Source organism: Streptomyces sp. NPDC059874, from assembly GCF_042731135.1.
Taxonomy (GTDB): domain Bacteria; phylum Actinomycetota; class Actinomycetes; order Streptomycetales; family Streptomycetaceae; genus Streptomyces.
This window is the reverse complement of the sequence record NZ_JBHWJY010000016.1, coordinates 35,490-47,873: the sequence shown is the minus strand read 5'-3', so window position 1 is coordinate 47,873 and position 12,384 is coordinate 35,490. Positions and strand designations below refer to the sequence as shown.

General features: G+C 68.3%; 14 protein-coding genes and 3 pseudogenes. 8 read left to right on the top strand and 9 right to left on the bottom strand.

Annotated elements, in window-relative coordinates; translation table 11 throughout:
• Positions 1 to 16: 16 nt before the first annotated feature.
• A pseudogene (locus tag ACFV9H_RS12160) lies at positions 17 to 427 on the bottom strand (AAA family ATPase); the annotation flags it as partial.
• The gene (locus ACFV9H_RS12155) at positions 428 to 2,008 is read right to left on the bottom strand and encodes a Mu transposase C-terminal domain-containing protein (RefSeq protein WP_385396720.1); all 1,581 of its coding nucleotides are present in this window, start codon (positions 2,006 to 2,008) and stop codon (positions 428 to 430) included.
• A 263-nt stretch (positions 2,009 to 2,271) separates the two neighbouring features.
• On the opposite strand from ACFV9H_RS12155, the gene ACFV9H_RS12150 reads away from it, so the two are divergent.
• Together ACFV9H_RS12150 and ACFV9H_RS12145 are read left to right on the top strand one after the other, a co-directional pair.
• Positions 2,272 to 2,943 carry a recombinase family protein gene (locus ACFV9H_RS12150; protein ID WP_385396718.1) on the top strand — a complete coding sequence of 224 codons (672 nt, stop codon included), beginning with the start codon at positions 2,272 to 2,274 and terminating at the stop codon, positions 2,941 to 2,943.
• An 8-nt stretch (positions 2,944 to 2,951) separates the two neighbouring features.
• Positions 2,952 to 3,113, top strand: a complete 162-nt coding sequence (locus tag ACFV9H_RS12145) for a hypothetical protein (RefSeq protein WP_385396716.1) — start codon at positions 2,952 to 2,954, stop codon at positions 3,111 to 3,113.
• Between the two features lie 83 nt (positions 3,114 to 3,196).
• On the opposite strand, the gene ACFV9H_RS12140 is transcribed toward ACFV9H_RS12145, so the two are convergent.
• Both ACFV9H_RS12140 and ACFV9H_RS12135 read right to left on the bottom strand, forming a co-directional pair.
• The gene (locus ACFV9H_RS12140) at positions 3,197 to 3,625 is read right to left on the bottom strand and encodes a hypothetical protein (protein ID WP_385396714.1); all 429 of its coding nucleotides are present in this window, start codon (positions 3,623 to 3,625) and stop codon (positions 3,197 to 3,199) included.
• 32 nt (positions 3,626 to 3,657) lie between these two features.
• Positions 3,658 to 3,957: a hypothetical protein gene (locus ACFV9H_RS12135; protein ID WP_385396712.1), complete on the bottom strand. Its 300-nt coding sequence runs from the start codon at positions 3,955 to 3,957 to the stop codon at positions 3,658 to 3,660.
• A 1,040-nt stretch (positions 3,958 to 4,997) separates the two neighbouring features.
• On the opposite strand from ACFV9H_RS12135, the gene ACFV9H_RS12130 reads away from it, so the two are divergent.
• The 3 genes and pseudogenes from ACFV9H_RS12130 to ACFV9H_RS12120 all read left to right on the top strand — a co-directional run.
• Positions 4,998 to 5,153: a hypothetical protein gene (locus ACFV9H_RS12130; protein WP_385396710.1), complete on the top strand. Its 156-nt coding sequence runs from the start codon at positions 4,998 to 5,000 to the stop codon at positions 5,151 to 5,153.
• A 123-nt stretch (positions 5,154 to 5,276) separates the two neighbouring features.
• Entirely contained in the window at positions 5,277 to 6,239 is a 963-nt protein-coding gene (gene pip / locus ACFV9H_RS12125) for a prolyl aminopeptidase (protein ID WP_385396708.1), read from the top strand.
• Positions 6,240 to 6,333: 94 nt separating this feature from the next.
• A pseudogene (locus tag ACFV9H_RS12120) lies at positions 6,334 to 6,552 on the top strand (IS982 family transposase); the annotation flags it as partial.
• A 16-nt stretch (positions 6,553 to 6,568) separates the two neighbouring features.
• On the opposite strand, the gene ACFV9H_RS12115 reads toward ACFV9H_RS12120, so the two are convergent.
• Both ACFV9H_RS12115 and ACFV9H_RS12110 read right to left on the bottom strand, forming a co-directional pair.
• Positions 6,569 to 6,694, bottom strand: a complete 126-nt coding sequence (locus tag ACFV9H_RS12115) for a hypothetical protein (protein WP_385396706.1) — start codon at positions 6,692 to 6,694, stop codon at positions 6,569 to 6,571.
• Positions 6,695 to 7,015: 321 nt separating this feature from the next.
• Positions 7,016 to 8,794 (bottom strand): pentapeptide repeat-containing protein, encoded by a 1,779-nt coding sequence (locus tag ACFV9H_RS12110; RefSeq protein ID WP_385396704.1) that lies wholly within the window; start codon positions 8,792 to 8,794, stop codon positions 7,016 to 7,018.
• A gap of 245 nt (positions 8,795 to 9,039) precedes the next feature.
• Here ACFV9H_RS12110 and ACFV9H_RS12105 point away from each other — a divergent pair, with 245 nt between their 5' ends.
• Complete coding sequence (locus ACFV9H_RS12105; protein WP_385396702.1) at positions 9,040 to 9,210, top strand: hypothetical protein; 171 nt, start codon at positions 9,040 to 9,042, stop codon at positions 9,208 to 9,210.
• 184 nt (positions 9,211 to 9,394) lie between these two features.
• Entirely contained in the window at positions 9,395 to 10,114 is a 720-nt protein-coding gene (locus ACFV9H_RS12100) for a DUF2625 domain-containing protein (RefSeq protein ID WP_385396700.1), read from the top strand.
• A gap of 6 nt (positions 10,115 to 10,120) precedes the next feature.
• Here ACFV9H_RS12100 and ACFV9H_RS12095 read toward each other — a convergent pair.
• From ACFV9H_RS12095 to ACFV9H_RS12085, 3 genes and pseudogenes are all read right to left on the bottom strand, one after another.
• Positions 10,121 to 10,728, bottom strand: a pseudogene (locus tag ACFV9H_RS12095) (IS5 family transposase); the annotation flags it as partial.
• 196 nt (positions 10,729 to 10,924) lie between these two features.
• Positions 10,925 to 11,182, bottom strand: coding sequence for a hypothetical protein (locus ACFV9H_RS12090; RefSeq protein WP_385396698.1), 258 nt, complete (start codon positions 11,180 to 11,182; stop codon positions 10,925 to 10,927).
• Complete coding sequence (locus ACFV9H_RS12085) at positions 11,179 to 11,487, bottom strand: DUF6247 family protein (protein ID WP_385396696.1); 309 nt, start codon at positions 11,485 to 11,487, stop codon at positions 11,179 to 11,181. Before ACFV9H_RS12085 ends, ACFV9H_RS12090 begins: the two co-directional genes overlap by 4 nt.
• Before the next feature lie 533 nt (positions 11,488 to 12,020).
• On the opposite strand from ACFV9H_RS12085, the gene ACFV9H_RS12080 reads away from it, so the two are divergent.
• Positions 12,021 to 12,200 (top strand): hypothetical protein, encoded by a 180-nt coding sequence (locus ACFV9H_RS12080; protein ID WP_385396694.1) that lies wholly within the window; start codon positions 12,021 to 12,023, stop codon positions 12,198 to 12,200.
• The last annotated feature ends 184 nt before the right edge of the window (positions 12,201 to 12,384 follow it).

Sequence of the window (12,384 nt, the reverse complement as noted above, 5' to 3'; positions counted from 1 at the left end):
ACTTCGTCTTCGGCTCGTCGTGCAGGTGGCGGAGCAGTTCGATGCAGTCGCTGTTGAGGCGTTGGGCCTCGTCGACGACGAGCAGGCGGCGGGGGTGGGAGAGCAGGTCCAGGAGCCGGTTGGTGATGTGGAAGCGGTTGCGGGATTTGGGTGCCTCGGTGCCGGTGAGGGCGGCCAGGAGGTGGTCGGCGACCAGGCGCATGGTGGGGCGGGCGGTGAAGGCGAGCGTGCATACCGCAGGTCCGCCGCGGCGGGCCTGGTCTTCGAGGGCGGCTTCGACCGCGTATGTCTTGCCGGTGCCGGCAGGGCCGTGGATGACGCCGGTGGCGTTGTTGGCGACCAGGTCGTCCACGACGCGGTGCGTGAGCTGGAAGGTGCCCGTCGGCAGGGTCGTGGCGCCGGTCAGGTCGGCGAAGTGCCGGGGCATTCAGCTCTCCTCGTTCTTGGTGATGGGGGTGATGCCGAGCAGGGAGGTGGAGGAGCGGGCTCGTAGGGCGGCGTCCAGTGCCTGGCGGGAGGCGCCCCGGCCGGTCTTCGCCGGCACCAGCCGGGACTCGGTGGCCGGGCTGGTGCCGGTCATGGGCGCCAGTTCGCGGCGGGCCCGCCGGGAGGCGCGGCGGCGCTCGCGCCCGAGGCGTTCGGCCTCGTCGCGCTGCTGCTGGCGGAACGCCTCGGTCTGCTCGGCCGTGAGCTGTCCGGTCGGGGTCGCGGTGCACAGGTGGCGGCCGTCGAGGTAGACCTCGACGGTCCGGTCGTCGTGCGGCATGTAGCGGACTTCGACGCTCTGGCCGCCGCGGCCCTGGATTTCGGGGGCGACGTAGTCGAGGCCCTGGAAGCGGATGCCGTCCTTGCCGATGATGCGTTCGGTGCTGGCCAGAAGCAGGTGCCTGAGCTTGTCCGCGGGGATCCGGGCCAGCGGGGCCTCGTCCTCCTCCCACGCCGCCAGCGGGGTGCGGCCGTGAAGGGCCCGGTGGGGGCGTTCGGTGTTGTACCAGGCGACCCAGTCGGCCAGACGTTTCACGAAGTCGTCGATGCGCATCGGTCCGATGCCGGTGTGCTCGGCGATCCGCAGGGCGGCCGGGCTGTCGTCGACCGGGCCGTACAGGCGGCCGGCTGCGTCACGGGGGCCACCGGTGAAGCCGGGCAGGTGGGAGATGAGGGTCTGCTCGATGGTCAGGTTGACCCGCTCGACCTTGCCCTTGCGGTGGGGCTGGTACGCCGGAAGCCGGTGCGGGACCACGGCCAGCGCGGCCAGGACGTCGCGGACGGGGCCAGCGGCGAACTCCAGGCCGCGGTCGATCCGTACCTTCGAGGGCACCGCGCCGAACGGGGAGACCTCGGGGTCGTACAGCAGGGCCATGCGCATCGCGGTCAGCACGGTGCCCGTATGCGGCGTGACGGCCAGCGCCCAGCCCACCAGCGCGCGGGTGCCGTCGTCGACGATGGTGGTCATCCACGGGCAGACCGGCTTGCCCTTCGGCCGGGAAAGCAGGATCGGCAGCTGCTTGTGGTCCATTTCCCACACCCGGCCCCGGATCTCCTCCGGCCGCCGCAGGTACACCGACTTCGCCCGGCGCCCGGCCTCCCCGGTCTTCCACGCTTCGCGCTCGGCCGGGGTCATCTCCGCGTCGAAGGCCCGGGCCAGGGTCCGCCGGTCCACCGCCCGCGCGCCCTTCCAGCCCTGGGTGAGGAAACCGGGCACCGGCGCCCCGGCCGTCGTGCCGGTGCCGTCGAGGACGGCGGTGCGGGCCCGGTGCACCGCCGAGACGTTGCCCCGATAGAAGGCGTACGCCTCCCGGTCGGCCTCGGTGAGGATGTAGCGCGGGCGGGCCTGCCGCTCAGTCGGCTCATCGCCCGCGTCGGCGAGCCACCGCCACACCGTGCGCGTGGAGACCCCCAGCCCGTCGGCGACCAGCCGTACGTGCGCGGCGCCCAAGTCGCCGTCGGCCCGTAGCTGCACCAGCCGAGCCACGGCCGCGCGCCGCTTGTCCTCCTCCGCCCTCCCCATGGCCCGAAGTGTCATCGGGGTGTCCAACGCCCCGCCCGAACACCCGCGCGCATCCACACGACCGCGTGAATCGATCGCGAACCGCCCCCCACATATGGGCGCGATGCGCTAGCGATCACGCAGATCTCCCTCATCAAAGGGTGGTCGGACGTTCTTGAGGGGCGGAGGTTTTTGAGGGAGTTGTTGAGGGCCCTCAGACCCCTTTCGGTGATCGTCGGCCGATCCTCATAAAACGTTGGTTAGATGACGGCACACTGGCGTCCGTGACCACCCTGACCGACGTGCTTGGCGCTGGCGACGACCTCCTCGTCGCCTTCCCCGCCCACCCGAGCGAGATCCGCATCGGCTACGCGCGCGTCTCCACCGCCGGGCAAAAACTCGACCGGCAGCTCGACGCCCTCACCGCCGCGCAGTGCCGGCGCATCTTCTCGGACAAGAAGTCCGGGAAGAACGACGCCCGTCCGGAGCTCAAGGCCTGCCACGCCTTCCTCCAGCCCGGCGACACCCTCGTCGTCCCCTCCCTGGACCGGTACGGGCGCTCGCTCCAGGACCTGGTCAACATGGTCGCCGCACTACGCGAGCGCGGCATCGGCTTCACCTCGCTCCACGAGCGGCTCGACACCACCACCCCCGGCGGCCGCCTCATCTTCCATGTCTTCGCAGCCCTGGCGGAGTTCATCCGGGAACTGATCGTCCAGGGCACCCACGAGGGCCTGGCCGCCGCGCGGGCCCGCGGCCGCGTCGGCGGCCGGCCCACCGTAGTCACTGACGAGCTGTTGCGCGCCGCCCGCGACATGCTGCCCAACCCCCAGAACAGCATCGAGACGATCGCGGGGCTCCTCGGTGTGTCCGTGGGCACCCTCTACAACCACATCCCCGACCTCAAGGAGCTGAGGGTCTCCCGGATTCCTGCCCAGCTCGACCGAAGGGTTTGACTCTTACCGTGCCTGCATCTCGTAAGCAGTCGATGACGAACCGCATGGAGCCCCTGGGCCAGGTAGCCCGGGAACTCTGGCTCCTCAGCGGCAATGAGTGCACCTTCACTGGCTGTGATGAGCGACTGATCTGCGAAGACGGCTCCTTCATCAACAGCCTGCTGGACTGAGTACCTGAACCTGCCGGGCGGGGGGAGCCGTCCGGGGCCGGTGCGACCATCGGCCACCGCCCGGCGGATGCGGTGGCCGTGGGTCACCCCGCGCCGTTGCCGCTCACAACCGCGCTCCAGAATGCGGCCACAACAAGCAGCACAGCGCTGAGGATGATGAGGACGATGGCGGCGCGTACGTATCGCTGAATGATGGGTGGCAGTTCCTCGCAGCCGCGGGAGGCAGTGAGCTCGTGGCCATGCTCCCGGTCAATCACGGCGTCGAGTAGAAGGCATTTCACCCAGGCCTTTGCCAGGGGCACGCCAGCGGCCATGGCGCTCAGGATGAAGAGAGCGCGCAGCCACGGCAAGCCTGTGAAAATCGTGCTGCCGAGGTCGCCAGCCCCAAAGAGGCCGAGGCCAGCCAGGCCTCCGGCCAGGTACGCCAGCCGGGTGAGCTGGTAGTGCGCTTGGCGCTTCAGCCACGCCCAGGTCTGGGCAGTCGGAACCACATTCCGCCGTCTTCTCAGCACGGCTCGTCCACCTTTACCTGCTGGGGCTGCCGCTATGGCTCGTCGGGGGAAACCGGCAGACCGTCCCACCAGTCATCCATGAACACCTCGAACGAGGCCGCAAAGCTCTGCAGATCCTCAGCAAGCAGCGGCTGCTCACCGTTCACAGCCCGCGATGCCGCCGCCACCACGCTGGTCTCGATGAACAGTTCCACCGCCCGTGCCGAGGGCCGCCTGCGCAAGTTCGCCAGCACGTCGAGAGCAACGCCGACGCTGTCGTGCACCTGTGGCACCGGCACCTCCAATCCGTGCCGGACAAGGCGTGCGAAGGCAGCGTAGAGGCCGAGCCGCACCGGCCCGTCACCTTCGTCCCAGCGTCCTCCGCCACCTCCTTCATCACCTCCACCGCTGTCGCTGCCGCCCCCGCCTGGGGGTGGGAGCCACGTCCTCAACACTTCAATCCAAAGATCTTGGTCGGATGCCTCAGATTTATCGGATTTAGAGGGAAAAGAAGACACGCCTCTGGCCATGATCCGCCCTTCCTACTCGCGGCCTTGTTGGAGTCTGGAGTGACGCACTCGCGCCGCGCTGGCACCAGCCTGCGGCGTTGACTGGACGGTTGGCCTTAGCCACGCGGCGGAATCGGGGTACCCGCCGGGAACTTGGCCCGTGTGGAGCCCGGTGAGAAGAGCGGGAGGGAGCAGGGGCCAACCGCGGAAGCCAGCGGAATGCTGTACGAGCGAAGGGCGGGGGTGGGTCCCTTGCGACCGCCCAGACCGATGCGTTGGGTCATGGGCCGAGCACAGAGGCACAGGCCACTGTCACTCTGCTGTCCAATCCACTGACGTTCCCGTGTCCACCGACATGTCGTGCGCAGGGTGGATATCAGCGGGATGCGCAGGGTTATGACAGTGGGATCGCAGAGTCCGTGTCAGTAGGCGGCGACGGCTCGGAGAGCATCCGGAGGCTGTAGAGCACGTTGTCGTGGAACCGGTCGATGATGTCGCCGCGGGTGACCATCTCGGCGGCGGCGAGGTCTTCAAGGGCCTGGCGCTGGGCGGCGTCGTGCGGGTCGATTCCGCCGTCGACCCAGACGCGGAGGAGGACCTCAGCCTCGGCAGGTTGGATCGGCCGCGTGCTGACGCGTGGGGCCTCTTCCGCCCGGTGAGGGCGTCGACCTGGTACGAGTCGAGGACGTCGAGGCGAGGGGTGGCGGTGTACGCCTCGGGTGGCACGTGCCGCAGGACGAGCACGCCGCCTGCGTCGGGGTGAGCTCGGGCGTGGTCAAGGGCGGCGTCGAGCCGGTGGCGGGTCCAGTACAGGGCGGCCGCGAGCGCGTCGGCGGTGAGGGGCCGTCCGCATACGCGAGCGCGGTGAGGAAGGTGAGCGCGTCGTGGTCGCCGCCGGCCGGACGGCGGTCGCCGCGCACCTCGGCGTCGGCCGATCCACCCTGTACCGCACCTTCGCCGCGTACGACGAAGCCGCGGCCACCGCAGACGCGCCACGGATCACTGACCCCCGCGTCGTGCCGCCCGACAATCGTCGGTGACCAGCCGAGAACCCAGCCCCGCCGATCGGGCAGGTGCCGGAGTCGCCGAAGGTGTCACCTCAGCCATGTTGTCTACTGCAAGGTCTTGTTCATGTTGCATTTGGTTGCCAGGAGGTCTGGAAGATGGACGAGCTATACCCGCCGGTCGAGCCGTACGAGAAAGGGATGCTCGACGTCGGCGACGGCAACCTCGTGTACTGGGAAGTCTGCGGAAACCCGGACGGCAAGCCCGCCCTCGTCGTCCACGGCGGACCGGGATCAGGATGCGGGACCGGGGCACGCCAGTACTTCGACCCAGACCGCTACCGGATCGTCCTGTTCGACCAGCGCGGCTGTGGCCGCAGCACCCCCCACGCAAGCGAACCCACGACCGACATGCGCCACAACACCACCCGGCACCTGATCGCCGACATGGAGCGGCTTCGGAGTCTCCTGGGTATCGACCGCTGGCTGCTCTACGGAGGCTCGTGGGGATCCACGCTGATCCTGGCCTACGCCGAGACCTACCCGGAGCGGGTGTCGGAGATCGTCATCGCCGCCGTCACCACCACCCGGCGCTCCGAGATCGACTGGCTCTACCGCGGAGCGGGCCGGTTCTTCCCCGAGCAGTGGGAACGCTTCCTCGAAGGAGCCGGCGGCACACCACGGGACGGTGACATCGTCGCGGCCTACGCACATCTGATGGAACATCCGGACGCCGCGGTCCGGGAGAAGGCCACGGCCGACTGGTGCGCCTGGGAAGACGCGGTCCTGTCCGGGGAAACGAACGGCTCCTCCAACCCGTACGGCGACCGCCCGCCGGCCGCGCAACTGGCCCTGGTCCGCATCTGCTCGCACTACTTCTCCCACGGCGCTTGGCTGGAGGAAGGCGCACTGCTGCGCGATGCGCACCGCCTGGCCGGTATCCCGGGCGTGCTGGTCCACGGCAGGCTCGACCTGGCCGGCCCACTCGATACCGCATGGGAGCTCGCCCGCGCGTGGCCCGATGCCGAGCTGACCGTCGTCGGTAACGCAGGCCATCTGGGCAGCGACACGACCCGCGCCCATGTACTCAAGGCCCTCGACCAATTCGCTCGCCAGCGATGAGATCAGACCGTCCGGCCATCCGGAGTCTGCGTGGCCAGCAGGTCCCGGTCGCCGGTGAGCATGTCGACGAGGACTTCACGTTCGTCGGCAGCCCCGGCCGGGTGAGCATCTGCTCAAGCCGATCCGGCAGCTGATCGAGTCGGTCAACGACACCCTCAAAGGGCAACTCGACCTCGAACGCCACGGCGCCAGGACCCCCGCCGGGGTCCTGGCCCGCGTCGGCCAACGCATCCTCACCCTGACCGCGGCCATCTGGCACAACCGGCAGACGGGAACACCCACCACCCGCTCACTGATCGCCTACGACCACTGACCCGAGCACTTTGGACTTACTCGTCTAGGTGCAGGTGGACCAGCCAGAACAGGTACTCGTCCAGGAGCTCGGGCTGGTGGCGGAAGGGGCCTCCGTCATAGCCCGGGATCCGGGCCGGAGGCGTCTGCGGGCTGTTCGTCACGAGCGGCATCATGTCCCCAGCCACCTCAAGAGCGCCTGCTGGGGTGCCCTCTCAGCCGCCTCGGCCAAGCAAGTAACCCCAGCTCTGGCACCCGTGACGTGCAGGAACACTTCACTGACAGATGTACGTGTCGTCATGCACTGACATTCTCGTGTGCGTTTGACATGAGCATGCCAAGATTCCCCCATCCCTGTCGGACGACTGTCGTGCGCAGGGTTGATGTCAGTGGGATGCGCAGAGTCCGTGTCAGTAGGTACCGGCGGCTCAGGAAGCATCCGCAGGCTGCAGAGCCCATCGTCGTGAAGTCGACGACAGGGTCGGCTACCGCTTCACGCGGCCGCGGATGGCGAGCACCGCAAGCCCCAGCAGGATTGGCTCGCCAAGACGGGCTGCCATCTCGGTGTAGGTGCCCTGTGTGGTCAGGACTTGGCCGGAGGAGCGGAACACCACCGAGTTGATGACCACTCGTAGCGACTTCTCAAATCGCTCGGCCGACAGGCGTTTCTGGAGCGGTCCGTCGGGGTTGACCGGATCGGGGGTGTCGGTGGTCAGCGTGACGCGGGAGCCGTTGACCGTACCGGTGGACGTCGGCTTCGGGGCGTCCTTCGGCAGTCCCCACAGCATCATCACGAGCATGGTGCTGGTCATGGCCAGCAGCAGCCACCCGAGCGCACGCGAGGCCCGCAGCCCGTACCCGGACATGGCCCAGTAGACGGCCAGCAGTGCCCGTTCCGCGCGGGGAGTGTGCCGGTTGTGGCGGCGCATCTCCATCTCGCCGTAGTAGAAGTCGGCGGCACCGGGCTCGTCCTTGCTGTCCTCGAAGGACTTGCGCAACTGCCGGTACACCGGTGCCAGCGTGGTCGGCTCCAGGACCCTTGCTCCCTGCTCAGCAGCAATCCATCCGTGCGCGCCCGTGCTACGCGAGGCTCGCCAGTGATGCTCTTCCGCCAACGTGAGCCGGGGTGTCCATCGAGTCGGCCGAATTCCCTGCCACCGCACGCCAGTGGGGGTGGCTGGCAGGGGACATCGCCCTTCCGTTTTCAGCTGATCGAGATGGATGGCACCTGTGAACAGGCAGTCGGTGAGATCGACGTCGGTGAGCACCAGGTGGGAGGCGTCCGCACCCCGCAGGGACGTGACGCGTACGCGAGGATCTCTCAGCCCGGGTTCGGCCAGTCGTTCACGGCCGTACGTGAAGGGCTGGGTATGAGCTGCGATGGTCACCGGATGTTCAGTGAACGAATCGCTCAGGTCGACGGTGGCGTATCGCAGACGCAGCTCAGCCTTGGCTGCCCAATGGGTCCGCTGGCAGGTGAGGGTGGGGGCGGCCACCTCGATGGTCACCGGGTTGTGGAAGGCAGCACCGGAGAGGGAGATGCCGCCCCCGCAGACCACCGGGCCCAGTCCTGACGCCTTCTCGAACGTGGCCCCACCGAAGTCGGCGTCACCGGTGATCGTCACAGCGCCGAAGCCAGCGCGTCCGGAGAATCGGGCCTCGGTGAACCTCGCTCCGCTGTGCATCTCGGAGGACGAAAATGATGCGTCACCGTCGAACCGAGCACCGATAAAGCCAGTGTCGCCGGAAAACGTCGCATGGTGGAACGAGGCATCGCCGGAGAACAGGGCCTTGTGGAACGCAGCATTGTCACGGAACCGGGTGCTGATGAACACGGCACCCTGCTCAAACCTGGCGCTGTCGAAGGCAGCATGGCCCTCGAACTGGGCGTCGAAGAACCATGCATGGCCGGAGAAACGGGCGAAGTAGAAGCCGGCGAGGCCTTCGAAACGGGAATGACCGAACTGCACGGCGCCGAAGTGAGGGGCTCGATCCCCGGCAGGGACAAGCGGGGCAAGTAGCTCCGCAAGAAGGTCCTCGCTCAAGGTTGTGCCGCGGTGATCGATATCAGAGCCAGGCTGCAAGCCGGCCAGGTACGTGGAGCGGTCGGTGTCACTGAGGTGGGACAAGCATCCGGTATACGGCTCGACCCGGCGGCCGCGGCAGCCGACGGGGTCGGCTGCCGGGTCGGCCCCGTGCCCGCAGTGCGGCCAGTCGGGGGCGGTGGAGAGCAAGGGACGTATGACCGGATCGTTGGATGTCATGTTGGCAAGGACGTGGACAGAGTGACCGCCGGTTGCCGGAGGGCCCGGAAGCATTCCGCGCTGACAAAACTACGAAGACACCCCACCCCCTGACAAAGCCCTGCGCCGCACTGACATCTACTCTGCGCACAACATCCGTTGCGGGACGGCTTCGGAGCTCCGGACGACGTGGCGGGCGGCCGTCCCGGAATCGTTCGTTTCCGAGACCCGAGTGTCCCGTCGCCACAGCGTGCGCTGATCACGACATGAAGACACGCACACTGCTCGGAGCGGCCGGGCTCGCCGTCGGTCTGTCCCTGTTCCTCGCCGGCCCTGCCTCCGCATCACCCCTGCTCCCTATCGTCAACTCGGCCTTCGACGTGATCGGCGACGCCGGAAACTCTCTCGCTCAGTTCGTGAACCGCCTCGGAATGTGAACCACATCGGAACCGGAGGGCCCTCCACATGGAGGGCCCTTGTTCATGCTGACAATCTCGCGTCGTCCGGCAGAAGCTGCGGCTACCACTGCCACAACTCGTGTCGCCGACCACTGACACTCTCGTGTCGTCCGACAGTAACCCGGCGGACTGAGCCTCTGGGCACTGGTGCGACGATGCCAGGATGCGCGAGGACAATGAACTGATCAACGTCGACGATCCAGCCTGGCCGCTCCTCCTTCAGGAGCTGTCCGGCACCGACATACCAGTTGAAGTGCTGCCCGGCGATGTCCGGAAAGGGCGAGCCTCCCTGCTGCAACTACAGGTCTCCGCCCGGTCGAATTTGGGTGGCATCGTACTGAACTGCGGCGGTCTCCTCGTGGACGGTGGATGGCTGCGGATCTTCGGAAGCCCGAGTGACGCCAGAATGCCTGGCCTGGCCGAGGTCAACGCGATGCCCTCGACATTCGATCCCGCATGGCGGCCTGGTGCTGGTCTCGTGGTTGCGCACGACGTGGTGGGCGGGGTCTTCGCCCTCAACGGGGGCAACCCCCGTGAGTCCGGTCGGCCTGGCGAGCCGGGCGAGATCCTCTACTTCGCCCCTGATGCGCTCGGGTGGGAGGCCTTGGGCGCCGGCCACTCGGCGTGGCTGTCCTGGATCTTCTCCGGAGGACTCCAGGAGTTCTATGAAGGCCTGCGGTGGGACGGCTGGCGCAGTGAGGTCTCCGTGCTGGACGGTCGGCAGGGACTGTCGTTCTTCCCGCCGTTGTGGTCAGCCGAGGCCCGCCAGGATCTGTCGGCGACCAGCCGTCGTGCGGTGCCCATGGCGGAACTCCTTGGCGTGAGCCGCGACTCGTGCCTTCAGTTCGACGGCACCGACCCGGGCTTCCTCGGAGTCGCATGAACCGGCTCACCCGTCCAGACGCCGACAGCAGATGAGGGTGGCGGCGATGCTGGCGAACGCGAGGAAGTGTTCGGCCTTGCGCTCGTAGTCGGCGGTGCAGACGGCGGCATGCAGCGAGCCAGGCCACGGTTCGCTCCACGGCCCAACGGTGCCGGCCCAGGCGCTGAGAGGATTCGATGCCCTTCCGGGCGATACGCGGGGTGATGTTGCCAGAGCGCAGCCACCTTCGCAGGTGGTCGTAGTCGTACCCCTTGTCGCCATGGAGTTTGGCGGGCCGTCGTCGACGCGGTCCACGGCGGGAGCGGATGGGCGGGATGCCGCGGACGAGAGATTCTAGGCCCTGACTGTCGTGAGTGTTCGCGCCGGAGATCTCGATCGAGAGAGGCAGACCGGACTCTCGGTGATCAAGTAGATCTTTAAGCCCTTATTGCCGCGATCTACGGGATTCGGACCTTTCAGGTCCCCCCTTTGAGGGCCCGCATATTCACCGAGTCGACCGCGCACCGCAACCAGTCCCGATCCCCGCGTGCACCGAGTTCGTCCAAGACCACGCGGTGGAGCTTGCCCCAAACCCTGGCTCGGCTCCACTCCGTGAACCGGCGGTGCGCCTTCACGAAGCCGGGGTCATCCCCGCATGCGCGGGGAGCAGATGGCGTTCCGTTCGGCGTGGTCGGCCACGCAGGGGTCATCCCCGCATGTGCGGGGAGCAGGGGGACGTCGGTGCCCAGGTCATGCCGTTCCTCGGGGCATCCCCGCGTGCGCGGGAAGCAGACTTCGTGGCCTGCAGACTCAAGTGCTCGGTGTGCGACGTCAGCCGGCCCAGACGATGGAGAGGACGCGGAGGTGGCCGAGGCTGCGGTTGACCCAGTAGACGACGGTGAGCGGGCCGATCGACGCCCGCCGTACGTCCTCGCCCTCCGGGTCGGTGCGGTCCCACTGGGGCCAGGACCACGGGGACCGAGAGGCGATGTCGAGAACGTCGCGGACCATTTCCTGGACGGTCGGATCGAGCTCGGCGAGGTATGCGGAGGCCTGCGGTGCCAGTCGGGCGGGCCAGGCATCGCTCACTTGCGGGCCCCGATGATGTCCTCCAGGGCGACGCTGTCGGTGTCCTCGAACCCCGAGGCGATGAGTGCTGCGACGGCGGGCGCGGTGTCGAGCCGACCCTGCCATTCACGGAGCACCTCGTGCAGCGCCGTGAGGTCGAAGGTCTGCCGGGACTCCTCCAGGGCAGCGCCCCAGTCACGCTCGAACGCGGGAAGCCAGCGTTCGGCGGCTTCGTGCGCGGCGATACGGGAGCGGAGTTTGGCGCCGGCCGCCGGGGCCGGTGGGGACGGCTGGGCCTGCAGGTGATGTACGGGTTGTGCACTCATACGGCGGGTTCCCTTCTTCTGTGCCGAGTTTGCCGCCTGAGGACGGTCCAGGTCGAGTACGCAGTGGAGCAAAGGCTGTTGATCTCAAGGCAGTGGTGTCGCCGGGCGGGCGGGAAAGCACCGGGGACTCTTCGTTCCAGCGACAGGCGAGATGCCCGACGGGCCCCCGCGTCGACCTCGCGGACTCCGTATGCGGGGAGACCGTATCGAGCCGGCTGGATGGCAGCGCGCGCACGCTGACACGTGTCCCAGTCGCCCGCGAGCCATGGCCGCGCGGTGGGCTGCTCCGAGGATCAATGACGTCGGAGTGCCGGGCCAGGCTCGGCACTTCAGCCCCCTCCGCCAACTGCCCTGTCTCCACCCCCTGTCCGGCGACAACTTCGCCGGAATCCTCGTCATATCCCGTTTGACCAGCGCACTTCCGCTGCTTCCAGCTGTCCGGACATCGCCGGACAGCCTCCCGTCAAGGGATACCTGTGGCACCGAAGCCCCGCGGGCAAGACCGCCGGGGCGAACTGCCCGAGGGGGATCCCATGCCCGTCCTGCCGTCCATACTCCACGACGCGGCCGTGCTGACCGCCATCACCGGCTTGACCTACACCGGAGCCGTGGTCACTGTCGCCGCGTCGTCGGTGCTCTCCCGCAGCCCGGAGCGCCGGCGCGACGCCCGGGCGACGCTGACGATCCTGCTGCGGCGGCGCGGCGCACGGTAGGCGGGCCGCCGGCCAGGCCGCGCCCTCGCCTACAACTGTGAGCTCGTCCTGCCCGCTGAGCGACGCGCCTCGGGACGCCGACATTTTTGCGCGGGGGAAAGAAGGCGCCGCCAACGGCGCCGGGCGGGTGGGCGCGCGCCCCGCGCGCTGGTGCTGGTTGTAGTGGGGTGGGGGGAGTGTGTGG

Bases quoted from the DNA above. Each gene is read 5' to 3' on its own strand.
- ACFV9H_RS12155 (WP_385396720.1), bottom strand. From the start codon at position 2,008: ATGGGGAGGGCGGAGGAGGACAAGCGGCGCGCGGCCGTGGCTCGGCTG.
- pip (WP_385396708.1), top strand. From the start codon at position 5,277: ATGGACGAGCTATACCCGCCGGTCGAGCCGTACGAGAAAGGGATGCTC.
- ACFV9H_RS12110 (WP_385396704.1), bottom strand. From the start codon at position 8,794: ATGACATCCAACGATCCGGTCATACGTCCCTTGCTCTCCACCGCCCCC.
- ACFV9H_RS12105 (WP_385396702.1), top strand. From the start codon at position 9,040: ATGAAGACACGCACACTGCTCGGAGCGGCCGGGCTCGCCGTCGGTCTG.
- ACFV9H_RS12100 (WP_385396700.1), top strand. From the start codon at position 9,395: ATGCGCGAGGACAATGAACTGATCAACGTCGACGATCCAGCCTGGCCG.
- ACFV9H_RS12085 (WP_385396696.1), bottom strand. From the start codon at position 11,487: ATGAGTGCACAACCCGTACATCACCTGCAGGCCCAGCCGTCCCCACCG.
- ACFV9H_RS12080 (WP_385396694.1), top strand. From the start codon at position 12,021: ATGCCCGTCCTGCCGTCCATACTCCACGACGCGGCCGTGCTGACCGCC.